Source organism: Cupriavidus oxalaticus, from assembly GCF_016894385.1.
Classification (GTDB): domain Bacteria; phylum Pseudomonadota; class Gammaproteobacteria; order Burkholderiales; family Burkholderiaceae; genus Cupriavidus; species Cupriavidus oxalaticus.
Genome location: NZ_CP069812.1, coordinates 3,233,451 through 3,257,878, shown reverse-complemented (window position 1 = coordinate 3,257,878; position 24,428 = coordinate 3,233,451). Strand labels below are relative to the sequence as shown.

23 protein-coding genes are annotated in these 24,428 nt (G+C 67.9%); 9 read left to right on the top strand and 14 right to left on the bottom strand.

The features are described from left to right. The first annotated feature begins 110 nt into the window (after window positions 1-110). Window positions 111-563: a thioesterase family protein gene (locus JTE92_RS27450; RefSeq protein ID WP_063241716.1), complete on the top strand. Its 453-nt coding sequence runs from the start codon at window positions 111-113 to the stop codon at window positions 561-563. 34 nt (window positions 564-597) lie between these two features. Here JTE92_RS27450 and JTE92_RS27445 read toward each other — a convergent pair whose 3' ends face one another. After that, complete coding sequence (locus JTE92_RS27445) at window positions 598-1,497, bottom strand: recombination-associated protein RdgC (RefSeq protein ID WP_063241715.1); 900 nt, start codon at window positions 1,495-1,497, stop codon at window positions 598-600. Window positions 1,498-1,603: 106 nt separating this feature from the next. Next, complete coding sequence (locus tag JTE92_RS27440) at window positions 1,604-2,182, bottom strand: BPSL1445 family SYLF domain-containing lipoprotein (protein ID WP_063241714.1); 579 nt, start codon at window positions 2,180-2,182, stop codon at window positions 1,604-1,606. A 188-nt stretch (window positions 2,183-2,370) separates the two neighbouring features. Between JTE92_RS27440 and JTE92_RS27435 the strand changes: the two genes are divergently transcribed. Then, window positions 2,371-2,784, top strand: coding sequence for a hypothetical protein (locus tag JTE92_RS27435; RefSeq protein WP_063241713.1), 414 nt, complete (start codon window positions 2,371-2,373; stop codon window positions 2,782-2,784). 19 nt (window positions 2,785-2,803) lie between these two features. On the opposite strand, the gene JTE92_RS27430 is transcribed toward JTE92_RS27435, so the two are convergent. Continuing rightward, the gene (locus JTE92_RS27430) at window positions 2,804-3,637 is read right to left on the bottom strand and encodes an aldo/keto reductase (RefSeq protein WP_063241712.1); all 834 of its coding nucleotides are present in this window, start codon (window positions 3,635-3,637) and stop codon (window positions 2,804-2,806) included. A gap of 262 nt (window positions 3,638-3,899) precedes the next feature. Here JTE92_RS27430 and JTE92_RS27425 point away from each other — a divergent pair, with 262 nt between their 5' ends. Both JTE92_RS27425 and JTE92_RS27420 read left to right on the top strand, forming a co-directional pair. Beyond that, entirely contained in the window at window positions 3,900-4,781 is an 882-nt protein-coding gene (locus JTE92_RS27425) for a LysR family transcriptional regulator (protein WP_063241711.1), read from the top strand. Between the two features lie 166 nt (window positions 4,782-4,947). Next, window positions 4,948-7,053, top strand: coding sequence for a TonB-dependent receptor (locus JTE92_RS27420; protein WP_063241710.1), 2,106 nt, complete (start codon window positions 4,948-4,950; stop codon window positions 7,051-7,053). A 112-nt stretch (window positions 7,054-7,165) separates the two neighbouring features. Here the strand turns inward: JTE92_RS27420 and JTE92_RS27415 are convergent, their stop codons facing one another. Further along, complete coding sequence (locus tag JTE92_RS27415; protein ID WP_063241709.1) at window positions 7,166-7,651, bottom strand: DUF2147 domain-containing protein; 486 nt, start codon at window positions 7,649-7,651, stop codon at window positions 7,166-7,168. Between the two features lie 1,641 nt (window positions 7,652-9,292). Between JTE92_RS27415 and JTE92_RS27410 the strand changes: the two genes are divergently transcribed. After that, window positions 9,293-9,889 carry a histone H1-like DNA-binding protein gene (locus JTE92_RS27410; RefSeq protein WP_063241708.1) on the top strand — a complete coding sequence of 199 codons (597 nt, stop codon included), beginning with the start codon at window positions 9,293-9,295 and terminating at the stop codon, window positions 9,887-9,889. A gap of 241 nt (window positions 9,890-10,130) precedes the next feature. On the opposite strand, the gene JTE92_RS27405 is transcribed toward JTE92_RS27410, so the two are convergent. From JTE92_RS27405 to JTE92_RS27360, 10 genes are all read right to left on the bottom strand, one after another. Further along, window positions 10,131-10,598 carry an outer membrane lipoprotein gene (locus tag JTE92_RS27405; RefSeq protein WP_063241707.1) on the bottom strand — a complete coding sequence of 156 codons (468 nt, stop codon included), beginning with the start codon at window positions 10,596-10,598 and terminating at the stop codon, window positions 10,131-10,133. A 36-nt stretch (window positions 10,599-10,634) separates the two neighbouring features. After that, window positions 10,635-11,582 carry a carbohydrate kinase family protein gene (locus JTE92_RS27400; protein ID WP_063241706.1) on the bottom strand — a complete coding sequence of 316 codons (948 nt, stop codon included), beginning with the start codon at window positions 11,580-11,582 and terminating at the stop codon, window positions 10,635-10,637. 98 nt (window positions 11,583-11,680) lie between these two features. Further along, window positions 11,681-12,181 (bottom strand): thiol peroxidase, encoded by a 501-nt coding sequence (gene tpx, locus JTE92_RS27395; RefSeq protein ID WP_063241705.1) that lies wholly within the window; start codon window positions 12,179-12,181, stop codon window positions 11,681-11,683. A gap of 120 nt (window positions 12,182-12,301) precedes the next feature. Further along, complete coding sequence (locus JTE92_RS27390) at window positions 12,302-13,921, bottom strand: DUF3426 domain-containing protein (protein ID WP_063241704.1); 1,620 nt, start codon at window positions 13,919-13,921, stop codon at window positions 12,302-12,304. Window positions 13,922-13,930: 9 nt separating this feature from the next. Then, window positions 13,931-14,824: a 50S ribosomal protein L11 methyltransferase gene (prmA, locus tag JTE92_RS27385; protein ID WP_029047872.1), complete on the bottom strand. Its 894-nt coding sequence runs from the start codon at window positions 14,822-14,824 to the stop codon at window positions 13,931-13,933. Window positions 14,825-14,865: 41 nt separating this feature from the next. Then, window positions 14,866-16,218, bottom strand: coding sequence for an acetyl-CoA carboxylase biotin carboxylase subunit (gene accC, locus JTE92_RS27380; RefSeq protein ID WP_063241703.1), 1,353 nt, complete (start codon window positions 16,216-16,218; stop codon window positions 14,866-14,868). 255 nt (window positions 16,219-16,473) lie between these two features. Continuing rightward, window positions 16,474-16,935, bottom strand: coding sequence for an acetyl-CoA carboxylase biotin carboxyl carrier protein (gene accB, locus JTE92_RS27375; protein WP_063241702.1), 462 nt, complete (start codon window positions 16,933-16,935; stop codon window positions 16,474-16,476). 167 nt (window positions 16,936-17,102) lie between these two features. Next, entirely contained in the window at window positions 17,103-17,600 is a 498-nt protein-coding gene (gene aroQ / locus JTE92_RS27370; RefSeq protein ID WP_063241701.1) for a type II 3-dehydroquinate dehydratase, read from the bottom strand. 208 nt (window positions 17,601-17,808) lie between these two features. After that, on the bottom strand, window positions 17,809-18,357 hold the full coding sequence (locus JTE92_RS27365) for a TlpA family protein disulfide reductase (protein ID WP_063241700.1): 549 nt from the start codon (window positions 18,355-18,357) through the stop codon (window positions 17,809-17,811). A gap of 51 nt (window positions 18,358-18,408) precedes the next feature. Continuing rightward, window positions 18,409-19,110, bottom strand: coding sequence for a hypothetical protein (locus JTE92_RS27360; RefSeq protein ID WP_063241699.1), 702 nt, complete (start codon window positions 19,108-19,110; stop codon window positions 18,409-18,411). 199 nt (window positions 19,111-19,309) lie between these two features. Here JTE92_RS27360 and mpl point away from each other — a divergent pair, with 199 nt between their 5' ends. The 4 genes from mpl (at window position 19,310) to JTE92_RS27340 (ending at window position 24,402) form a co-directional block, all read left to right on the top strand. Further along, window positions 19,310-20,698, top strand: coding sequence for a UDP-N-acetylmuramate:L-alanyl-gamma-D-glutamyl-meso-diaminopimelate ligase (mpl, locus tag JTE92_RS27355; protein WP_063241698.1), 1,389 nt, complete (start codon window positions 19,310-19,312; stop codon window positions 20,696-20,698). 16 nt (window positions 20,699-20,714) lie between these two features. Then, window positions 20,715-21,329 (top strand): YqiA/YcfP family alpha/beta fold hydrolase, encoded by a 615-nt coding sequence (locus tag JTE92_RS27350; RefSeq protein WP_063241697.1) that lies wholly within the window; start codon window positions 20,715-20,717, stop codon window positions 21,327-21,329. Then, a complete protein-coding gene (locus JTE92_RS27345; RefSeq protein WP_063241696.1) occupies window positions 21,326-21,988 on the top strand; it encodes a chorismate--pyruvate lyase family protein in 663 nt (220 codons plus the stop codon). Before JTE92_RS27350 ends, JTE92_RS27345 begins: the two co-directional genes overlap by 4 nt. A 311-nt stretch (window positions 21,989-22,299) precedes the next feature. Continuing rightward, complete coding sequence (locus JTE92_RS27340; RefSeq protein WP_063241695.1) at window positions 22,300-24,402, top strand: ribonuclease catalytic domain-containing protein; 2,103 nt, start codon at window positions 22,300-22,302, stop codon at window positions 24,400-24,402. Window positions 24,403-24,428: the final 26 nt, after the last annotated feature.

Genomic DNA, 24,428 nt, shown 5'->3' with positions numbered 1-24,428 from the left:
CGAACCGGGCGGATCGACTATGATGGGCGCCTCGCCGCCAGCCTGCCCGGGATCGGGTGACCTCTTGCGCGCCTGGCGGCGGCTTCTTGTCCACTTTGCCCGATGCCGCCATGGCCCGTCTTCAGCTCGACCTTCCCGACGACCAGTTCTGCTATTCGACCCACCTGACCGTGCGCGTCACCGACATCAACTCGGCCAACCACCTGGCCAACGATTCGATGATCTCCATGATCTCCGAGGCGCGCGCCCGCTTCCTCTATGAATTCGGCAGCGAGGGCGACCAGGTGGAAGGGCTCGGTATCATCGTCACGGATCTGGCGACCGTGTACCGCAACGAAGCGCACGCGCGCGACCAGCTGCTGTTCGAGGTCGGCGTGATGGACTTCAACAAGTACGGCGGCGACATCATCTTCCGTATCACGCGCCCGGCTGACGGCGCGCTGATCGCCATGGCCAAGTCTGGCTTCGTGTTCTTCGACTACGCCGGCAAGACCGTGGTGCCGATGCCGGCCGGGTTTGCCGGCCGTTTCCCCAAGGTGAACTGGGTGCCGAAACTGGCGTAAGGGGGCGGCCTGCGGCAGCGCGCGCCCGCCTGCCTCAGCTCTTGCGTTCGCCGCCCAGCGCTTCGGTCAGGTCGCCCAGCAGGCCCGACAGCTCGCCGGCCATCATGGCAAAGTCGGCATCGAAGCGCTCGTCTTCGTCATGCGTGGTGCCGTCGGCCTGTTCCTTGATCACGTCCAGCGGCGCAACCTTCTTCACCACCAGCCCGTCGGTCAGCACGAACGAGACGCGGTCGTTCCAGGTCATCGCCAGGCGCGTGCAGCGCTTGCCGGCGGCAATGTGGCGGCGCAGGTCTTCGGGATCAAGCGGGTGGCGCACGTAGCGCACGGTGGCCTTGCTTTCGCTGCCGGACTGCAGCTCGATTTCCTGGTCGACGGTGAAACCGCCCGGCGCGGCATCGCCGGCCAGCCATTCGGTCATCGCCGCCACCGGCGACTGGTTGACATGCAGGTTGACCAGCGGCAGCGGATCCAGCGCCTTGAACAGCATGCCGCGCACTTCGTCGGCCTTGGCCGCGGCGGCGGCGTCGATCGCCAGCCAGCCGTTGTCCGGGTCGATCCACACGCGCGTGTCGCGGCGGATGCTGAAGGCGCGCGGCAGCAGTTCCTCGGTGACCTGCTCCTTCAGTTCCTTCAGCTGCTTGCGGCCCGGCTTGTAGCCTTGCTGTTCCTCGATCTCCGCGGCGCGTGCGCGCGTGACCTGGTTGACCACGGTGGTCGGCAGCAGCTTCTTCTCGGTGCGCAGCGTCAGCAGCATCTGGCGGCCAACGGTGTGGACCAGCTGGCCGTTGTCACGGGGCGAGGCCCAGCCCTGCGTCTGCATTTCGAGGCTGGTGCCGGGGTAGAAGGCGTGCTTCGCCAGGCTGGCTTCGACTTCGTCGGCGCCGGACGTCCACGGAGCGGAGAAACGATGGACCTGCAGGTTCTTGAACCACATGAGAATTCGGCCAAAGGGACGAATTCTATCCCCTCGCGGCAAGTGGCCGCGAAAAACGGCCGCCGCACGGTCATCCAGCCGTGCGGCGCAAGCCCGCGCCCGAGGCTTACAGGTCGAGCCGGGTGATCTTGCTGCCTTCGAGACTCAGGCCCGCCATCAACCCCGCGTTGGTCATCACGAAACCGACGATCGGCTGCTGCGCGGTGTTGGTGTCGAGCACGCCGCTGGCGCCGACCGTCGCCAGTGCGACGGTAGCATCGACACCAGCAGTCCAGCCTGAGCTGCGCACGAACTTGTCGTACGCGTCCTGTGTCAGGAACATCAGGATCACCGACTTGGATTGCGCGCCGATCTGCCAGCCGACCGAGCCGGAGACCAGGCGGTAGTAGCCGCGCGTGGCGCCGCCGGAGCGCAGCGCACCGTCGCCATACTCGCCACCGACGATAAAGCCTGCCGACAACGTCTTGGGGAACACCAGGATGCCGCGCGCGCGATTGCCGAGTTCACGCGAGCCGTTGACCGAGCCATAGAGGCGCGACAGCGTGGCATCGACGCCGGAGTCGAGCTCGCGCCGCCGTGCCGCCTTGTCGGACGGCGCGTCGGGCGGAGTGGTGGTGCAGGCACCCAGTGCCAGGCTGCCCAGGGCCAGGCCCGCGCTGGCGGTCAGGAAGTTTCGACGTTTCATCTTATCTCCTTGGGTGTTGTTGTCGTCTCTGAAGCATAGGCGCCAGAAGCACTCGGACAAAAGATCACGTGGTGACGAGTCGTTTCCATTTGTGACGAAGGTAGCCTCGCCGAGGCATTCGTGGCAGTTTGACGGCTCCCGAAACGACCACGCACCCATGCGGCACCGCCGCATCGCATCATCAAGGCATGAAGAAAATTCTTACCGCACTGCCGCTGGCCTTCCTTGCCGCGTGCGCTTCCCAGCCCTCGACCGGACCCGCCAGCGATACCGCCAGCGCTGCGGCGACCGCCGACAGCAGTGGCTGGCAGTCGCTGCGCGCCAAATACATGGATTGCGTCAAGGAGAAGGCCGACGACAACCTGTCGTCCAAGGGCCAGTCGAAGGACGTGGCGAATGCGGCGCTGGCCGCATGCCAGTCTGACCTGAACGCCATGCACGACGCCTTCCGCAGCTACCTGGACGGACAGATGTCGTCGTCGCACGGCAAGAACAGCGCCCGCCAGGCGGCGGCGCGCGTCACTGCCGATACCCGCGACAAGGCGCGCAACTACCTGGTGCGCTATGTCGAGAACCAACGCTACGCGTCGCGCGTGAACTGACGCCGCGCCAGGGGCGCGCTCACAGCATCTCCAGCGCCCCCGGCCCGTCCGGCGGCGGGAAGATGCGGTCGAGTTCGGCCAGCTGGACCGCCGACAACGGGTGCGACAGCGCGCCGATATTCTCCTGCAGGCGCTCGCGCCGGCCGGTCTTGGGAATGGCGATGACGCCGTCCTGCGCCAGCAGCCAGGCCAGCGCCGCCTGCGCCGCGGTCATGCCGTGCCCGCGCGCGAAGCGCTTCAGCCCCGGGTTGCCCAGCAGCCGCGACTGCTCGATCGGCGAATAGGCCATCACCGGGATGCCGCGCTGGCGCAGCCACGGCAGCAGGTCCCATTCGATGCCGCGCCGGGCGAGGTTATATAGCAGCTGGTTGGTGGCCATGCCGTCGCCGCCGGGCGCGTCCCACAATTCCTGCAGGTCCGCCAGGTCCAGGTTGCTGACGCCCCAGTGGCGGATCTTGCCGTCGCGCTGCAGCGCCTGCATGGCGGCGACGGTCTCTTCCAGCGGCACGCCGCCGCGCCAGTGCAGCAGGTACAGGTCGATGCGGTCGGTGCGCAGCCGCTGCAGGCTGCGCTCGCACGCCTGCACGGTGCCGCGGCGGCTGGCGTTGAACGGATAGACCTTGCTGACCAGGAAGGCCTCGTCGCGCCGCCCGGCCAGGGCCTCGCCGATCATTTCCTCGGACTGGCCCTCGCCATACATCTCGGCGGTATCGATCAGCCGCAGGCCCAGGTCCAGGCCCAGCCTCAGCGTGGCGATCTCTTCGGCGCGCGCGGCGGGAGTCTCGCCCATGTTCCACGTTCCCATGCCGAGCGCGGGAATGCGCTCGCCGTCGGGCAGGGTGATCTGTTTCATGCGTCGGATTCCAGGGTGGCCGGGCGGGGTGCCGGCGGCACCCAACCACACTCACACTAGCTAACAACGCACCAAATGTACAAGGCGCGGGCCGCCCGATTGCTTCGATGTGGGGCATGGCTGGGCTCCTTGTTTCGTGGGTCGGTGATGCCATGTTAGGGGCGCGGTGTAGTATCGGATAAGCGGGAATATCCGATACGATCCATCGGATATGCCGAAGGAAGTGCGGCCGCCTTTGCCATCCTTTGCTGGAGCTCCCATCATGCGTGGATTCGAAACAGACCAGTTGCGCACCTTCGTCACCGTTGCCGACAGCGGCAGCCTGTCGGCCGCGGCGCCACGGCTGTTCCTGTCGCAGTCGTCGGTCAGCGAGCAGTTGCGCAAGCTGGAAGAGCGCGCCGGCGTGCCGCTGCTGTCGCGCGGGCGGCACGGCGCGGTGCCGACGCCGGCCGGTGCGCGGCTGCTGGAGCACGCGCGCCGCATCCTCGCGCTGAACGAGCTGGCGCTGCAGGAGCTGCGTGGGCACGCGCTGGAAGGCGAGCTGCGGCTTGCCGTCACCGACTACTTCCGCCCGGGCGAAATCGCCGGCATGCTGCGGCGCCTGCGCGAACGCTATCCCTACCTGCGGCTGCACGTGACGGTGATGAAGAGTGCGGCGATCGATGCCGCCGCCGAGATGGATGCTTTCGATATCGGCCTGAGCATGCGCCTGCCGCGCGGCCGCGACACACAAGGCAGGAGCACGCGAGGCACGGTGCTGCGGCGCGAACCGCTGGCCTGGGTGGCGGCCTCCGGCGAGGCCGACGCCTTGCCCGCCACGCTGCCGCTGGTGCTGCTGGCCGACACCTGCTCACTGCACCGGTTCGTGGTTCAGCTGCTGCTGCGCAAGCGCCTGCCCTTCGAGATCGCGCACTCGGCCTCGGGCGTGGCGGGCCTGCATCTCGCGCTCGCAGCCGGGCTGGGGCTGTCCTGCCTGAATGCCTCGGCGATCGGGCCAGGTGTCGCGCCGCTGGATGGCGGCACGGTCGCGCGGCTCGGCTTGCCGCGCCTGCCCGACGCGGAGTTCTTCCTGCTGCCCGCCCGCCGTAGCCAATCGCCCTTCATTGCCGAAGCCCGCAACGTGCTCGCCGAGCAGTTGGCCTGAGTCGGCCCACAGGTCAAACGCCAGCGCACTGCGCACGGTCAATGCCAATCGGAAAACAACGCTGCCTGATATTGAATGAGAATAATTCGTAGTCTCGTTGACCCTCTCATTTGCATAATTGATAATACGTCGCTTTTTCAAAAAAATTACAGTCGATTACAGCGAAATGAGAGCAAAACTTCACCCGATCTGCGCCGCGTTGGCAGGGACTTTCGTCTTTCAGCCGATGGCAGCCTGGTCGCAGGCGACACCGCCCGCAGCGGCGCAGTTGCCTGAGGTCACCGTCAAGGCCGACGTCAGCCGGGAACTGGGCGCCGGCTATAACCCGCCCAACGCGGTCAGCGCGACCAAGACCGAAGCGCCGCTGCGCGACGTCCCGCAGACCGTCAACGTGGTCACTGCCGAGGTGATGCGCGACCAGCACGCCACGTCGATGCAGGACGCGCTGAAGAACGTTCCCGGCGTGTCGTTCTCGCATGGCGACGGTCAGCGCGACCAGGTCTCGATCCGCGGCTTCACCGCGATCGCCGACCAGTTCGTCGATGGCATCCGCGACGACGCGCTGTACTTCCGCGACCTGTCCAACGTGGACCGCGTCGAAGTGGTCAAGGGCCCGGCGGCGGTGCTGTACGGGCGCGGCTCGGCCGGCGGCCTGATCAACCGCGTCAGCAAGAAGCCAGGCATCGACGTCACCGACTTCGCGCTGAGCTACGGCATGTGGGCCGACCGCCGCGCCGAGGCCGACGTCGGCCGCGTGTTCGCCGATGGCGCCGCCGCGTTCCGCATCACCGGCGCCGTGGAGAAGGCCAACAGCTATCGCTCGCAACAGTTCCTGGACCGCAAGGCGATCGCGCCGTCGCTCGAGCTGCGCGTGGCGCCGGAGACCACCGTGCTGTTCCAGGCCGACTACCTGGAAGACCGCCGCGTCACCGACTTCGGCATCCCGGCCTACCAGGGCCGCCCCGTCGAGGTGCCGGCCTCGCGCTACTACGGCGCCGCCAACGCGCGCGATGCCGACTACTCGCAGTCGCGCGTGTTCTCCGGCACCGCCACGATCAACCACCGCTTCAACCAGAACTGGTCGATCCGCAACGCCACGCGCTATTACCACTACTCGCTGGACCGCAACAACACGCTGACCAGCACCGTCAACGAAGCGGCGCGCACGCTGACCATGAACCACGGCAATGTCCGCCGCGAGGAACATGGCTGGTTCAACCAGACCGACCTGATCCAGAAGGCGACCTTCCTGGGCATGGAGCACGAGATCCTGTACGGCATGGAGATCGGGCAACAAAACAAGGACCAGGTCAACAACACCAAGCCGGTGCCGGGCACGTTCGACCTGTTCAACCCGGTGCTGCCGACGCTGGCGCTGAAGGCGCCGGGCAATCCGACCACCTCGAACCTCGGCGTGTTCGACACCCTGGCGTTTTACACCCAGGACATGATCAAGTTCAGCGAGCAGTGGAAGGCGCTGGTCGGGGTGCGCTACGACAACTTCCAGCAGGAGACCAGGAACCGGATCGCCGGCCAGCGCGACCTGTCGCGCACCGACACCGCCTGGAGCCCGCGCGCCGGCCTGGTGTGGCAGCCGTCGAAGGCGCAGTCGTATTACGTGTCGTGGAGCAAGTCGTTCCAGCCGTCGGGCGAGGCCTTTGCACTGGCGGCGAACAACGCCGACCTGGCGCCCGAGACCACCAACAACACCGAAGTCGGCGCCAAGTACGACTGGCTGAACGGCAAGGCCAGCACCACGATCTCGGTGTTCCGCCTGGAGCGCAGCAATATCAAGGTGGCCAACGCCACCAACACGGCACTGCTGCCGATCGGCGAGCAGCGCACCGACGGCGTCGAGATCTCCGGCGCGGCCGAGCTGGGCAGCGGCTGGCGCGTGCTGGCCGGCTACGCCTACCTGGATGCCACCATCACCAAGTCCACCGCCGCGCTGCAGGGCAAGCGCGCCACCATCACGCCGCGCCATTCGGGCAACGCGTGGGTGACCAAGGACCTGGGCCACGGCTTCGGCGTGGGCGCCGGCCTCAACCTGGTGGGCGCGCGCTATGCCGATCCGCTCAACACCGTGACGCTGCCCGGCTACGTCACCGCTGACGCCATGGCCTGGTACCGCCGCGGCGCCTTCGAGGCGCAGCTGAACCTGTACAACCTGTTCGACAAGGGCTACATCGTGTCGGCGCATGGCACCAGCCCCAACCTGAACATGCCGGGTGCCCCGCGCAGCGTGATGGCGACGCTGCGGTACCGGATGTAAAGCGCAGCATCGAGGACAAAAAAACGGGCGGTGAGAACCGTCCGCTTTTGTTTTACTCTCCCGCGCCGTCGCGGCGCGTTGCCGGCGGCTGCGGAGAAACCCTGAGCCACGCTCAGTGCTCGCGTTCCCAGGTCTGGGTGCGGCCGATCAGGCTGATGCCGATGAAGCCGCGCACGTTGAGCTTGCTGCCGTCCTCGGCGAGCGACATCTTGCTCTTGTAGACCTTGCCGTTCTCCGGGTCGAGGATCTCGCCGCCGCTCCACTCGTTGTCGCCGGTCTTGCGCAGGCCGGTCAGGATGGTCATGCCGATCAGCGGCTGGTCCTTGCGCGCGTCGGTGCACTTGTCGCAGACCCTGGGCTTGCCTTCGCCTTCGACGAACGTCTTCACCAGGCGTCCGCTGTAGATGCCGTTCTTCTCGCTGATCTCTACCAGCCCGCGCGGCTTGCCGGTGTTGTCGTCGATGGTCTTCCACATGCCGCTGGGCGAGGCCTGCGCCATCGCTGCGGCGCTGCCGAACAGGGCGGCGGCGAGCACCGCGGCACGCAGTGCCGGACGCACCAGCGGACGGACGGCGGCGAGGTGGGATGGTTTGCGCATGATGTCTCCTTTGAGGTTCGTTGCCACCGGCATGGGCCGGTGCGATGCGCCGCCCGGCGGCCGCGGCTTGCGTCGAAGCAGCGTGGGCCGGGCGGCGGGCGCGCACGCCAATCTACTGTCGCAGCCGCCGCGCCGCAATCGCACGGCATGCCGCGCCGATCTCCGCGGTGGTCCCCGCGCGCGGCTTGCATGCTCCCCGCAAAGCCGCATGCAGCCTTCGTTCCCGGGTTTTTGTGTTGCAGCAAATCGGGCCGCTGAGCGCGCTGCCGAAGCATTCCTCTAAGCGGACGTGCGGCGCACCGCAGTGCCCTCGCGGCGAGATCGGCAAGCCTGTTGCAAGCGCTGCGCAGCGTGGCGCGACAGTCCGCATCGCGCGATGCACGTCGTGGCCCACGGTGCGTGATCGGCGTCATCCGAATGGATGAGAGCAGCGATCGCGATGCTGTCGGCGCAGCTGTGTCCGGCCAGCGTTCGAAGTGTTGCCGCGATGCTTCGCGCGCGTCGCTGCTTTGCTCAAGCGCAACGCTTTGATGTTCGCGCGCTGTTGCTTCGATGCAAACCGTTGCGTTCGCGCATCACTCTTCGGCGGTTTGTCCGGCGTGCTCGCGCGACGTCGGTGGCGCGAGTCATCGCCGTCAGGCAAACGCGCGTCGCGCATGCGCGCTGATGAGTGTGTAACGCATGCAGGCGACGAGCCGCGCTGCCCGTTTCCAGCGCGCGCTGACGTGCTCGCGCACTGCTGCGCAAGTCGCGTGCGTATCCGTGCATCGCCCGCAAAGCCTTTGTCCATGCGGCTTTTCGGAAAGCGCGATGACGCGCGCAGCAGGGTGTGCGCGCTCCTGCGATGCGCGCTGCGCGGGTTGTAATCGGGTGCCGTGCGAGTGTGCAAAAGCTGCGCGTGCGCGGGTCGGGATGGAGAGCCGCGACGCGTGCGCGAACGCGCGCAGCGCGCCTTCGCGCCAGTGTGCGAGCGATGCATCGCGATGCCATCGGCAACGTCTTCGTGACGACGCGCGAGAGAACTAGTTTGAGCAACGCATGCAGGCAAGTTTTTTTGCACTTTTTTCTTAACATCATCGTGCAAACGAATTATGATTCGCCTTGACAAGAGTCTCACTTCATTGCAGAGAAGCAGGAAGCAAGATTGGAACGACGAGCGCGATGCGCGCTTCGATGCAGTGATGAAGGTTGTAGCTGAGGAGCACGAGAACTTTGACGCAGACCTGGCCGAGCCGGCTTCTTAAAACGCGTGCAGTCTCCCTTGGTCCATTGACGGGTTGGACCAGCTACCACCGAATGAATGCCGCTTGCCGTGCGCGAGGCCATGCCCGCACCGCAGGCCTGCTGTCCGATATCTCCTCTTTTCAGGCCGCGCGCCGACCCAACTGGCGGGGCGGGCCAATCGAATATTCCAGGGCGCGGCAAGTGCCCCGGTCCCGCTTGCGGGCCCGCAACTGCCGCGAAGTCATCGCTGCTGGCGGTGCGCCTGCAACCAAATTCATTAGCGTGCAGCAGCAGTCGGGCCGCGCGCCGATGAATCGCTCGCTCGACTGGGGCCGCGCTGTGGTATCGCGGCCTCGGGTCGGTCGGGTCGCCTGACTTAGGTCATTCGATATTCACTCTCTAGTGAAGGAGTTATCCATGGCAACTGCTGCAAAGAAAAAGCCGGCGGCTAAGAAGGCCGCCAAGCCGGCCGCCAAGAAGGCCGCTCCGGCCAAGAAGGCCGCAACCAAGAAGGTAGCCGCCAAGAAGGCAGCACCGGCCGCCAAGAAGGCACCGGCCAAGAAGGCCGCCGTGAAGAAGGTCGCCGCCAAGAAGGCTGCGCCGGCCAAGAAGGCTGCGGCCAAGAAGGCCCCCGCCAAGAAGGCCGCGGTGAAGAAGGTCGCCGCCAAGAAGGTTGCAACCAAGAAGGTCGCCGCCAAGAAGGTCGTTGCCAAGAAGGCAGCACCGGCCAAGAAGGCCGCAGTGAAGAAGGTTGCCGCCAAGAAGGCCGCACCGGCCAAGAAGGCTGCAACCAAGAAGGTCGCCGCCAAGAAGGCTGCACCGGCCAAGAAGGCTGCTGCGAAGAAGCCGGCTGCCAAGAAGGCTCCGGCCAAGAAGGCTGCTGCGAAGAAGCCGGCTGCCAGGAAGGCTGCCGCGAAGCCTGCCGCTGCCCCTGCCGTTGCTCCCGCCTCGGCTGCCAAGACCGCGCTGAACCCGGCTGCTGCCTGGCCGTTCCCGACGGGCAACCGTCCGTAAGCTGCGCGCCACGGCGTGGGACTGACGCGTTCCGTACGGAACCACATCGGCACGCAGTGCGTGCCAGCATGACCGGATACCGCGTATCCGGTCCGCAAGACACCAGTCTTGCAGACCCGCCGATGGCCGCTGGCCCGGCGGGTCTTTTCATTGGTGCCTGATCAAGCAAAAAGCGCCGCGGCCCTTGCGGGCGCGGCGCCTGGATGCGCTCTCATGCTGGCGCCCGGCCGGGCGCAGCGGTTCAGTGCGTGACGCGGGTGACGCCGCCCGAGGACAGCAGCCGCACGCGCTCGCCCGGGCGGAAGACCTCGTCGGCCTCCTGCGTGATCGCGCGCATCTCGCCGTTGTCCAGGCGCACGGTGATCTCCAGGCCGCGCCGCTCGTTGATCTTGTTCTCGGCAGCGCTGCCGGCGATGCCGCCCAGGATCGCGCCGAGGATGCCCGCCGCCACGGCGCCGTTGCCGCCGCCGATGGTGCTGCCGGCCGCGATACCGCCAATGGCTCCACCGGCGAGCGTGCCCGCGCCGGTCTGGCTGCGCTGGATGGCGACTTCGCGTACACCCTCGACCACGCCGTAGCGCACGGTCTGCTCGCGCTGCGCCTGGCCGGTGTTGTAGACGCTGTTGGAGCTGGACTCCGTCGCACATCCTGCAACCAGGGCGGCGATGGCAATGACGGCAACGGCGCCGCCACGGAGCATCTGGTTCATGTCAAATCCCGAAAAATGCCACGCACTGGCCGCAGGTCAGGCGTAGCGGTACCCGAATGCAGACTGGAACCGGTTGCCGATTTCCTCGCGCGACAACCAGTGGTTCTGCGGACCCTGCTGCGCGATCTTGACCGACCCCATCAGCGATGCCAGGCGGCCGGTCGTTTCCCAGTCTAAACCGTTTTCAATGCCGTAGAGCAGGCCGCCGCGGAAGGCGTCGCCACAGCCGGTCGGGTCCACGATGCGCTCGGCCTGCACGGCCGGGATTGCGTACTGCCGACCATCGGCATGGATGCTGGCGCCGCGCTCGCCGTGCGTGACGATGAAGGCACGGACCTTGGCGGCAACCTCGGCGCTGGTCCACGCGGTGCGGGACAGCAGGACCTGCGCCTCGTAGTCATTGACTGTCACGTAACTGGCGAGTTCAACGAACTCCCGCAGGTCTTCGCCGTTGAACAGCGGCATGGCCTGGCCCAGGTCAAAGATGAATGGGACACCGGCCTCGGCGAACTGGCGCGCGTGGTGCAGCATGCCTTCGCGGCTGTCCGGCGCGACGATGCCCAGCGCCGGCACCTTGCCGCCGCCGAGCGCGTCCTTGACGTTGTTCAGCTGCGACTGGCTCATTGCGCCAGGGTGGAAGGCGGTGATCTGGTTGTTGTCCAGGTCGGTGGTGATCATGGCCTGCGCCGTGAAGGTCTCGGGCAGCACGCGGATGTGGCGCGTGGGGATCTCCAGCTTGCGCAGGTACTCCAGGTACGGTTCGGCGTCGGTACCGACTGTGGCCATCACGACAGGGTCGCCGCCGAGCATCTTCAGCGTGTAGGCGATGTTGCCGGCGCAACCGCCGAACTCGCGGCGCATGCCGGGCACCAGGAACGAGACGTTCAGCATATGGATCTGGTCCGGCAGGATGTGTTCGCGGAAGCGTCCGTCGAACGTCATGATGGTGTCGTAGGCGACGGAGCCGCAGATCAGGCTGGCCATGCTCTCTCCAGGTGGTAGGTTGTTGGCTGGATGGGTCAGATAAAGCGAAAACGGCCGCCCCGGTTGCGGGGGCGGCCGCTGCCGTCAGGCGGCGCGCGTTACTGCAGCGCGGCCAGGGCGGCGTCGTAGTCCGGCTCGGTCTTGATTTCCGGGACCAGCTGGGCGTACTTGACGGTGTCGTTCTCGTCGAGCACCACCACTGCGCGTGCGGTCACGCCGGCCAGCGGGCCGCTCTTGATGTCCACGCCGTAGTTGCCCTTGAACTCGGCGCCGCGCATCGTCGACAGCGTCACCACGTTGTCCAGGCCTTCGGTGGTGCAGAAGCGGCCCATCGCGAACGGCAGGTCGGCCGAGATGGTCAGCACGACGGTGTTGGCCAGGCCGTTGGCGGCCTCGTTGAACTTGCGGGCCGAAGCCTGGCACACCGGCGTGTCCAGGCTCGGGACGATGTTCAGCACCTTGCGCTTGCCGGCGAAGTCGGCCAGCGTGACGTCCTTCAGGTCCTTGCCGACCAGCGAGAAGGCGGGCGCCTTGTCGCCGGCTTGCGGAAACTTGCCTGCGACTTCGATCGGGTTGCCGCCGAGGGTGACGTTGCTCATGTCTGCTCCTTGATGTCTGATGTTTCCGGTTCAGTTTCCGGCGCCTGGCCGGCCAATGCCCCGGTGGGGGGCGCCGCCTGCCGCCGGACTCGGATTCGGTCCGGCGGCAGGCCGCGGAATTCAGGGATAAAAAATCAGCACGCGGTAGTTGGATGGCGCCTGCTGCGTCCGGAATCGTACCCGAACCGGCAGCTCCATGCCGGCGCGAAGACCCTCCGTGGCAAAGGCCTTTTGCGAAGGATCCAGGTAATCCGCCGGTTGCAGCACACGCCGCAGCAGCAGCTGGTCCTGCAGGTCGGTCATGACCAGCTCGATCGCGGGCAGCGCGGTGCTGGCGCGGCCCAGGTTGCGCAGCGTGACGGCGAGCATGTAGGCGTCGCCGCCTTCGTCGAGCCGCTGCAGCTGCGAGGTCTCGATACGCAATGCGTCGATGTCGCGCCACGGCGGCACGTCGCAGCCGAACGGGGCGCATGCGGCTTCCAGTGCCGGACGCAGCATCGGGAACTGTCCGGCGAGCGGGCTGCGCGCGAGATACACCGCCTGCACCGCAGCGCCCAGCGCGAGCACCGCAGCCGCGACGTACCAGAGCGTGCGCGGCGCCGGCGCGCGGCTGCGCGCGGGGGCACGCTCGCGCTCGCGTTCGCGGGTGTGGCGCAGGAAGTCGGGAGCGAAGACCGGGCCGGCCGGGGGCTCGGCGCGGGTCCAGCGGCGCGTGGTCTGCTCGCGTGCGACGGCTTCGCCTGTGGTGCTGGCGGGCTCGCCGGTGTCGGTGCTCTCGGCAGCCTCGCTCCCAGGCGGCTCGGCGGCCGCCTCGGGCGTGCCTGCCGGCGACGGAGGGATCGCCGGTGGCGGGCCGATATCCGCCGACGCCGCGCGCAGGAATTCGCTGGCACTCGGGATTGCCGCGGGTGCCGGCACGGCGCCTGGCTGGGGCGCCGGCGCTTCAGCTTTTGCTTCCGCTTCGGCTTCGGCTTCGGCTTCGGCGGTCTTGCCGATCTCTGCCGGCTCATCGAGCGCGGGATGGTCGAGCGCGTTGTGGTTCAGCGCGGGCCATGCCGGCGCTGCAGCTTCCGCTGCGGCCGGCTGTGGTGCCGCTTGCGAGGCCGTGGCGTCTGCGTCGGGCGTCGCTTCACGATCCGGTTCAGGCTGCGCTTCAGGTTCTGCCTGCTGCTCTGCCTGTGGTTCCGCCACGGGTTCCGCTTCCGGCACGGTCTGCGCCGCAGGCGTCTGCTGCGGCACGGGCTCGACATCGGCTTGCCGCTCCGCTTCGCGCGCGTCGCGCTGGGCGACGGCTTCGTTGGCCTCGCGCAGCGCACGTTCGATTTCGTCCTCATGCACGTCCTCGTCGGCCGGTGCCGGGACCGGGGCGTCCAGGTCCTCGGGCGAGGTCATGAGCATGGTCGGCGCGTCCAGCGCCGGCACGTCATAGCCGGGATCGATGGTGGGCGTGAAGGGCTCAGGCGCGGGCTGCGGTGCCGCGGCAGGCTCGCCGGGGCGCAAAGCTTCAGCTGCCGGTGCGGGCGTGGCAGCAGGATGTGTGGTGGTCGCCGGTTCGGCGGCTGCCGGCGGCGTGGCGCTGCCCGCCGGCAAGGGGATCTCGATCAGGTGCTCACGCGCATCGAACACCGTTTCGCAGTGGCCGCAACGCACCAGGCCCTGGCGCAGGCGCAACTGGTCGGCGACCAGCCGGAAGGCGGTGCGGCAGGCCGGGCAGCGCGTGACGAGCTTGACGGCGGCCATCTGCGCAGATCAGGGACGGGTGCCGTGCAGGCACACCCAGCCTTCCTCGGCGCGCCATACCGTCAGCGGCAGCCACGGCGCATAGGCGGCGGCAACTTCTTCCGCCTGGCGCTCCAGCACGCCGGACAGCACCAGCCGGCCGCCGGGGCGCACGCGGGCGCTGAGCATGGCGGCCATCAGCTTGAGCGGGTTCGACAGGATATTGGCGACCACCAGGTCATAGGTGGCTTCCGATACCGACTCGGGCAGCGCGAACGATGCCTCGACCTGGTTGCGCTCGGCGTTGTAGCGCGACGCTTCCACGGCGTTGGGATCGATGTCGATGCCGACGGTAGCGCCCGCGCCGAGCTTGCGCGCGACGATCGCCAGGATGCCGGAGCCGCAGCCATAGTCGAGCACGGTCTCGCCCGGCACCACGTGTTGCTCCAGCCACTGCATGCACAGCCGCGTGGTCGGATGGCTGCCGGTGCCGAACGCCAGGCCGGGATCCAGCTCCAGCACCACCGCATCGGGCTCGGGCGCGTCGTGCCACGACGGCACCACCCAGATGCGCTCGCCGATACGGATCGGTTCGAACTGCGATTGCGTCAGGCGCACCCAGTCCTGGTCCTCCACTGCGCGCAGTTCGTACGCCGGCACCGGATCGATGCCGAGCTGGTTGGCGGCCGCGGCCACCACCACGGCGGGGTCGGCATCGTCGCCGAACAGCGCCACCACGCGCGAGCGGTTCCACGCGAGCTGCTTCGGTTCCAGCCCGGGCTCGCCAAAGAGCGGCTGCTCATCGGGCGTATCGGCATCGGCGTCTTCCACCGAGACCGACAGCGCGCCGAGGTCGAACAGGGCTTCGGACCAGGCTTCGGCCTGGTCTTGCGCCACTTCGATCACACATTCCTGAAATGCCACGGGCTTCCTTGCTTGCTGCTTGGGGTTGCGGGTAAGTCGCGTCAGGCCTTCGCGCGCTCCGCCAGGCGATGCTCGAGATAGTGGATGCTGGTGCCGCCTTCCACGAAGTTGGCGTCCATCATCAGCTCGCGGTGCAGCGGCACGTTGGTCAGGATGCCGTCCACGACCATTTCGGACAGCGCGATGCGCATGCGGGCGATGGCCTGCTCGCGCGTGGCGCCGTAAGTGATGATCTTGCCGATCATCGAGTCGTAGTTGGGCGGCACGAAGTAGCCATCATACGCGTGCGAGTCCACGCGTACACCGGGGCCCCCCGGCATGTGCCAGGCGGTGATGCGGCCCGGCGACGGGATGAACTTGAACGGGTCCTCCGCATTCACGCGGCATTCGATCGCGTGGCCGCGGAACTGCACGTCCTTCTGGCGGAAACGCAGCTTCTCGCCGAAGGCGATGCGGATCTGTTCCTGCACGATGTCGATGCCGGTGATCATCTCGGTGACCGGGTGCTCGACCTGCACACGCGTGTTCATCTCGATGAAGTAGAACTCGTTGTTCTCGTACAGGAATTCGAAGGTGCCGGCGCCGCGGTAGCCCATCTTCTTGCAGGCCTCGGCGCAACGGTCGCCGATACGCTCGATCAGGCGGCGCGGGATATGCGGCGCCGGGGCTTCCTCGATCACCTTCTGGTGGCGGCGCTGCATCGAGCAGTCGCGCTCGCCCAGCCAGATCGCCTGCTTGTGCTGGTCGGCCAGGATCTGGATCTCCACGTGGCGCGGATTCTCCAGGAACTTCTCCATGTAGACCTCGGGATTGCCGAAGGCGCGGCCGGCTTCCTCACGCGTCATGTTGACGGCGTTGATCAGCGCCGCCTCGGTGTGCACCACGCGCATGCCGCGGCCACCGCCGCCGCCGGCGGCCTTGATGATCACCGGGTAGCCCACGCGGCGCGCGGTCGCCAGGATTTCCTTGGGGTCGTCGGGCAGGGCGCCGTCCGAGCCCGGCACGCATGGTACGCCCGCCTTGATCATGGCCTGCTTGGCCGAGACCTTGTCGCCCATCAGGCGAATGCTGTCGGCGGTCGGGCCGATAAAGACGAAGCCGGATTTCTCCACGCGCTCGGCGAAGTCGGCGTTCTCCGACAGGAAGCCGTAGCCCGGGTGGATGGCCTGTGCATCGGTCACTTCGGCGGCCGAGATGATGGCCGGCATGTTCAGGTACGACTGCGGCGACGGGGCCGGGCCGATGCAGACGGCTTCGTCGGCCAGGCGCACGTACTTGGCCTCCTTGTCGGCCTCGGAGTACACCACCACCGTCTTGATGCCCAGTTCGCGGCAGGCGCGCTGGATGCGAAGTGCGATTTCGCCGCGGTTCGCGATCAGAATTTTTTCAAACATGGTCTCTCTCTGCGAGAACGGGAGCGGTCCCGCTGCGTGCCGCCATGGCACATCGGGCGCGCGGCCGTCAGGCTGGCGGCCGGGCCGCACGCCGGGCCGCACTAACGCGCGGAACTGCATGGAACTGCACGGAACGGGTCGCGATGCCCACAACGTCCCTGGCGTCCTGAAACGCCGTAGAGGGCCGCGCCGGTGCCGTGCTTGCGGCCACGTTGGCGGCCGTACGCAGCGCTGGGCGCGGCATGCCTTTCAGGCTCAGCCGATGACGAACAGCGGCTGGCCGTATTCCACGGCCTGGCCGTTCTCGACCAGGATTTCCTTGATGACGCCGGCCTTGTCGCACTCGATCTCGTTGAGCAGCTTCATGGCTTCGATAATGCAGACGGTCTGGCCTTCCTTGACCGAATCGCCGACATTGACGAACGGGGCGGCGCCCGGCGACGGCGCGCGGTAGAACGTGCCCACCATCGGCGAGGTCACGATGTGGCCAGCGGGCAGCTGCGCAACCGGTTCGGCGGCCGGGGCGGCGGTGCCGACCGGAGCAGCGGCCGGCGCGGCCGGCAGCGCCTGCATCTGCGGCATGGCCATCGGCGCGGCGACGATTTGCGGCGGTTGCTTGACGATGCGTACCTTGCCGTCGCCTTCGGTGACTTCCAGCTCGGAGATGCCGGATTCGGCCACCAGGTCGATGAGCGTCTTCAGCTTGCGCAGGTCCATCTTCTTATCCTCCTGAATCAGGTTGTCCGGCCGCTGCCCCGCTGGGCTGCGGCGGAAGAAATCGTTTGGCGCCCACCACGGAGCCGCGCCCGCCGTGCCGCAGCACGCGCAACGGGCGCGGACCGCCGGGCGGCGCGCGCAGGTTCGTCAAAAAATTCTGGCAGGGGTCAGCGCCCCGGGCTTCCTGGCGGCGGCTGTTCCTGGGCGAGCGCATAGTCGAGTGCCAGCAGGTATCCCTGCCAGCCCAGCCCACAGATCACCCCGACAGCGACGTCGGAGAAATAGGAGTGGTGACGGAAGCTCTCGCGGCGGTGCACGTTGGACAGGTGGACCTCCACGAACGGGATGGCCACGCCGGCCAGCGCATCGCGCAGGGCCACGCTGGTATGCGTGTAAGCCGCCGGGTTGATGATGATGAAATCGACGCCTTCCGCGCGCGCGGCGTGGATGCGGTCGACCAGTGCCCCCTCATGGTTGGACTGGAACGAAGCCAGGGAAATACCGGCCTTTGATGCATGGTCGGCCAGCGCTGCGTCGATATCGGCGAGGGTGGTGTGCCCGTAGGTCTCCGGTTCGCGCGTGCCCAGCAGGTTCAAATTGGGCCCATGCAGGACCAGCACCTTGCGGTAGCGGGCTGAGCGACGGATGGAGCGGGTTGCAGTCACGGCGGCTCGACCAGATCAACGAAATTGCGCGGAGATTACCGTAGCTTAGAGCGATTTGTCTAGCGCGGGATACAAGGCTCGAGGGCGTTCGGGGCCGGCTGGCGGCGCTTTCGGCACTTTCTCAGTCTCCAGGTGCGAAAACGGAATAAATCGTGCGAGAAATCCGAAATTGACCGGAGATACCGAAAGAACTTACTCAGGTGCGTGCTCAGGTGCGCGGCAGCACAGCGCGTAGCTCTTCCGCGGTGACGCGACCCATCTTGCGATATTTGACGCTGCCGTCGGGATTGATGACCACGGTATAGGGCAGGCCACCGGCACTGTTGCCAAAGTTGCGCGACAGCTCCGTGCCGGCGAAGCCCGCCACCGCGAGCGGGTAGGCGACCGGCACCTTCCTGGTGAACTGCTGGATATTGCTGGCTGAATCGATACCGATGCCGACAAACTCGACTTGCCGGTGCTTGTATTCCTCGTGCAGCGCGGTCAGCTCGGGCATTTCTTCCACGCAGGGGCCGCACCACGGTGCCCAGAAGTTCACCACCAGCGTCTTGCCGCGCAGCTTGCCCAGGTCAAGCTCGGTGCCGGCAGGGTCCGGCAGCCGCGTTTGAAAGAATGCCTCGACTGCCTGGTCGTTCGCCGGCTTGGGCGAGAACACGAAGTGGCCGGCGAGCGCTCCCGCGGCGCCGGCGACGGCGGCAACGCCGATCCATAGCCAGAGGCGGGAACGGCGGACGGGCGAAGTGACGATGTCAGTCATGGGCAAGCTGGACTGGTGAGTATTGGTAGGCGGGCGTAGCCGGCCGGCCTTTCAGGCCACGTTTCCGGCCGGGCCGGTGCCGGCATCTGCGCCGATCAGCGCGCGTACGGCCTGCAGGTCCGCACGGGCGAGCCGTCCGGAGGCGTCGGCACGCACGGCGCCGCGTTCGTCGACGGCATCATACAGTGCAATATGGATGCCGACGGGCGCGCCGAGTTCCGCGCGTACCTCGCCGGCCAGTTCGCGGGCCTCGCGGCGATCGGGCCACTGGCCCTTCCACAGGAAGCTGAGGGTCTCGACATCGGCGCGGCCGCCGAAGTGACGGCTTTCGCTGGTTTCGAAGTCGACCCCGGCGTTCAGCAGGTGCAGCGTGGCGTCCTTGGCGCTGTCGCAGAAGCACTGCAGGTAGATATCCGAGTGCTCGGTGGCGGTGCCGTTCAGCACGGCGCCCACCAGGTAGGGCCGGAACGGCGCCAGGTCCTCCATGGCCAGCAGCGCCACGCGGCGCAGCAGGGCCAGCACGCGCGGCTGGGTGTCGCCATGGAACAGCGCCTGGTAGGCGCGCACTTCGGCCTCGACCTGGTCGTTGTCGGGCAGCCATTCGCCGGGCACGCGCTGCTCGCCCAGCACCTGGCGCGCGGCCTTGCGCTTGGCGGTGGCGTAGTCGGCGCCGTCCTCGGCGATCATGCGGGCGGCGGCCTGGGCGATTTCCTCGCGCAGGCGGGTGGGGTCGGGCGGGGTACGTCGGCTCATTGCTTCATGATACCGGAGCGCAGGCCGGGCGCCGCGCGGGGCGTAGCCGGGTGCCGCGGTGCAGCGAACGCCGCTGGCGCTCGGGTACAATCGTAGGCTTCCTGCCCGGCCTGCGATCACCATGCGGCCACGCTGCCGCCGCGCGAGCGCCGGGTGCCGAGTCCCCAAGCCTGCGGGCTTCATGTCTTCCCGGGAACCCATGCATATTCATATCCTTGGCATCTGCGGCACCTTCATGGGCGGCCTGGCGGTGCTGGCCAAGCAGGCCGGCCATCGCGTCACCGGCTGCGATGCCAATGTCTATCCGCCGATGAGCACCCAGCTGGAAGCGCAGGGCATCGAGCTGATCGAAGGCTTCGACCCCGCCCAGCTGGCGCTGGAACCCGACTTGTTCGTGATCGGCAACGTGGTCTCGCGCGGCAATCCGCTGATGGAAGCCATCCTCGACCGCAACCTGCCTTATGTGTCCGGCCCGCAATGGCTGGGCGAGCACGTGCTGGCGCGCAAGTGGGTGCTGGCGGTGGCCGGCACGCACGGCAAGACCACCACCACGTCGATGCTGGCCTGGATCCTGGAGGATGCCGGCTACAACCCGGGCTTCCTGGTGGGCGGCGTGCCGCAGAACTTCGGCATCTCGGCGCGCGTGACCGAATCCGACTTCTTCGTGATCGAGGCCGACGAGTATGACACCGCGTTCTTCGACAAGCGCAGCAAGTTCGTGCATTACCGCCCGCGCACCGCGATCCTGAACAACCTGGAATACGATCACGCCGACATCTTCCCGGATCTCGCGGCGATCGAGACGCAGTTCCACCACCTGGTCCGCATCGTGCCGGGCCAGGGCCGCCTCATCGTCAACGGCGTCGAGGAAAGCCTGGCGCGCGTGCTCGAGCGCGGCTGCTGGAGCGAGGTCGAACAGTTCGGCGTGGGCGACTGGCGCGAGAGCGATGCCGCCCACACCACCCAGACGGCGCAGCCGGGCAAGGATGCCTTCGACGTCTGGTTCGACGGCGCCGTGGTCGGCACCGTGGTGTGGGACCTGCAGGGCACGCATAACCGCATGAACGCGCTGGCGGCAATCGCCGCGGCGCGCCACGTGGGCGTGCCGGCGGAGCAGGCGATCGCTTCGCTGTCGCGCTTCGCCAATGTCAAGCGCCGCATGGAGGTGCGCGGCGAGGTCGGCGGCGTGACCGTCTATGACGACTTCGCCCACCACCCGACCGCGATCCAGACCACGCTGGAAGGGCTGCGCCGCCGCGTCGGCAATGCCCGCATCCTGGCGGTGCTGGAGCCGCGCTCGAACACCATGAAGCTGGGCGTGATGAAAGCCCAGCTGCCGGCCAGCCTGGAGCAGGCCGACCTGGTGTTCGGCTACGGCGCTCCGGCCGGCAAGGACGCGCTCGGCTGGGACCTGGCCGATGCGCTCGCGCCGCTGGGCGACAAGGCTGTCGCGTTCCAGGACTTGGGCGCGCTGGTGCAGGCGGTGCGCGCCGCGGCGCAGCCGGGCGACCACGTGCTGGTGATGAGCAACGGCGGCTTCGGCGGCGTGCACCAGAAGCTGCTGGACGCGCTGGCCGCGGCGGCCTGAGCCGCAGGGGACCGCCATGCTGCTGTACCTGCACGGATTCCGCTCCTCACCGCAGTCGTTCAAGGCGCGGCTGGTGCAGGAGCGCATGCGCGAGTGGGGCGTGGGGCGCTACTACGCCTGCCCGGAACTCAATGTCTCGCCGGCGCTGGCGATCGCCCAGGCCGAGGCCGCCATCCGCGCCGCCCGGGCTGGCGGCGACCAGGAAGTCGCCATCATGGGCTCGTCGCTGGGCGGCTTCTATGCCCGCTGGCTCGGCGAGCGCCACGGCTGCAAGACCGTGCTGCTGAACCCGGCGATCCATCCGTGGACCGACCTGGAGCAATACCTGGGCGAGCAGCCGCTCTGGCACGGCGGTGGCTCGGTCACGGTCGAGCGCCGCCACCTGCGGGAGTTGCTCGACCTGCGCGTGGATGCCATCACCCGCCCTGAACGCTATTACCTGCTCGCCGCCACCGGCGACGAGGTGCTGGACTACCGTGAAATGGTGGCCGCCTGCCCCGGCGCGAATCTCCGCGTGATCGAGGGCAGCGACCACGGCATCAGCGAATTTGCCGACTACGTCGACGAAGTGCTCGCCTTCTGCGGCTATGGCCCCGGCGGCAAGGTGCCTGCAAACGCGGGCGCGGCATGAGCGCGCAGTCCGCGCGCCGCTGCGGCTGGAGTTCGCACCTGGCTTTCGATGCGGCGATCACGCCCAACCTGCGGCGCTGGGTCACCGGCGACGACGGTTCGCTGACCGCGCGGCTGGTGGCCGCGTCCGAGCGCTTTCGCGTGGCGCAGTTGCTGCAGCGCCCGTTGCGGCCGCTGGCCGATGAATGGCAGGTGCTGGGGCAGCACGACCGCGTCCCGGCACTGACGCGTGAAGTGCTGCTGATCTGCGACGATATTCCCGCCGTCTTTGCCCACACCGTGGTGCGCCTGCGCCATGCGCGGCGCGACTGGCCGTTCCTGCGGGGGCTGGGCGCGCGCCCGCTGGGCGGGCGGCTGTTCATCGATCCGGCGGTGACGCGCGACCCGTTCCAGTTCGCGCGGCTGCTGCCGCACCATCCCTTGCGCCAGGCGCTGCAGCGCGTGCTGCCGGCGATGGCGCCGCTGCCCATGCTGCCTGCGCGCCGCTCCGTATTCCGGCGCGGCGACGGCGTCATGCTCGTGACAGAGGTCTTCTTGCCGGACCTGCTGGCGCGGCCAGCCCCGGGGACCAAGGCGATTGCGCTGCCGATGTTCCGGCGCACCACAGACCGCGGCCCCGCTATGACACACACTACGCAAACCAAAGAGGTGACGAGATGAAACGGCAGGGCGGGGTTGCCATCATCACCTGCGCCCACGCCAGCTACGTCGGCGGCGTGGCGATCGAGGCCAGCGGCGGCATGTCGCTCTGACCGGCGCCCTGCGGCGTGCACCGCCCCAGGGCGCACGCCGGGGTCCGCAGCGGCGGTGCGGTATCATTCCGGGTCTGCGGCCTGGCCTCGTGGCCACGGCGCGGCTCGCAGCGCGCCGCCGGCCGATGCCGTTCGCACCATTTCTCCCACAGGATCCGCCGCTGCGCCCACTCCGTGGCGCCCCGATGCGGTTCCGCGCATTTCTGAAAGTACCGATCGATGCAGTTGCTGTTCGAAGAAGGCGGCGAGATCCGCGCCGGCACCGTGCTGAACCAGCAGGGCGAGGCTTACCAGGTGGAGCTGCCAGCCGGCAAGCGCGCCAAGGTCAAGTCGCGCGACGTGCTGCTGCAGTTTGCGCAGCCGTCGGCGATCGAGCTGGTCCGCCAGACCGGCGACATGGTGGCCGAGATCGACCTGGATTTCCTGTGGGAATGCGCACCGGAGGCAGAGTTCGGCTTTGCCGAGCTGGCTGCCGAGTACTACGGCGCCGAGCCCGGCGCGGTGCAGCAGGCGGCGCTTGCGATGGCGCTGCACGGCAATCCGGTGTACTTCCGCCGCAAGGGCCGTGGCCGCTACCAGCGCGCGCCCGAAGACCAGCTCAAGGCCGCGCTGGCCGCGCTCGAGCGCAAGCGCCAGCAGGCGCTGGTGCAGGCCGAATATGAAGACCAGCTCAAGGCGCTGACGCTGCCGGAATCGTTCCGCAACAAGGTGCTGCAGCTGCTGTTCAAGCCGGACAAGAACAGCCTCGAATACAAGGCCATGGACGCGGCCTGCACCGCGCTCGGCATGTCGCCGATGCGGCTGATGGTGGCCGCCGGCGGCGTCGCCAGCGCGCGCGCGCTGCACGAGGCCAAGTTCCTCGCCGAGTGCTTCCCCAGGGGCACCGGCTTTCCCGATACCGACGTGCCCGAGCCGCCGGCCGACCTGCCGCTGGCCGAGGTCGAGGCGTTCTCGATCGACGACGTCACCACCACCGAGATCGACGATGCGCTGTCGGTGACGCAACTGCCCGACGGCAAGCTGCGCATCGGCATCCATATCGCCGCGCCCGCGCTGGGCATCCGCCGCGGCGAGCCGCTCGATGCCATCGCACGCCAGCGGCTGTCGACGGTGTATTTCCCCGGCGACAAGATCACCATGCTGCCGGACCCGGTGGTCGAGCGCTACACGCTGCAGGAAGGCCGGGTTTGCCCGGCGCTGTCGCTGTACGTGACGGTGGACCCGACGGTGTGGCTGATCACCGGCAGCGAGACCCGCGCCGAGATGGTGCCGATCGCCGCCAACCTGCGCCACAACCTGCTCGACGATGTCATTACAGAGGCCTCGTTGGCCGAGGGCACCGGCGACTACCCGTTCCGCGAGGCACTGACCAGGCTCTGGCACTTTGCCGGCTACCTGTACGACGAGCGCCAGAAGGCGCGTCTCGCCAGCGGCCTGCGCCCCGAGACGCACAACCGCGCCGACTTCAACTTCTACCTGGACGACCAGGCCGACGGCAGCCAGCGCGTGCGCATCGAGCAGCGCAAGCGCGGCTCGCCGCTGGACAAGATCGTGGCCGAGATGATGATCCTGGCCAACAGCACCTGGGGCAAGCTGCTGGCGGACAATGGCGTGCCCGGCATCTATCGCACGCAGAAGGCGTGGGGCATGCATCGCACCCGCATGCAGACCTACCCGGCGCCGCACGAGGGGCTGGGCGTGGCGCAGTACGCGTGGAGCACCTCGCCGCTGCGCCGCTATGTCGACCTGGTCAACCAGTGGCAGATCCTGGCGGTGGCGCAGCATGGCGTGACCGCCAAGCTGGTGGCGCCGTTCAAGCCAAAGGACGCCGACCTGCTGGCCGCGGTGGCCGACTTCGAAGGCACCTACGCCGCCTACGCCGACCACCAGTCGACCATGGAGCGCTACTGGTGCCTGCGCTGGCTCAAGCAGGAGAACCGCGAGCGCATGGTCGCCGCGGTGCTCAAGGAAGGCGCGGTGCGCTTTACCGAGATCCCGCTGGTCACGCGCGTGCCCGAGCTGGTCCAGGCGCAGCGCGGCACCCAGGTGCTGCTGGAGATCGGCGAGACCGACGAGATCACGCTGGAAGTCTCGTGCCGCGTGCTGGAGATCTTTGCCGGCGAGGGTGTCTTGCCTGAGGAAGAGCTGGAAAGCGACGAGGAAGCCGCTGAAGTGTCGGCCGAAGCCGCCGCCGAAGCCGCCGCGGAAGATGCCGCCGAGCAGGCCGCCGGCATTGCCGAGGATGCCGCGGCAGGCGCCGGTGGCGACGCGCCGGCGGAGCCGTCGGCTGAGCGCGACACCGGCGGCACCGCCGCCGGCTGAAGCCTTCGGAAATCGGCGGGGCTCAC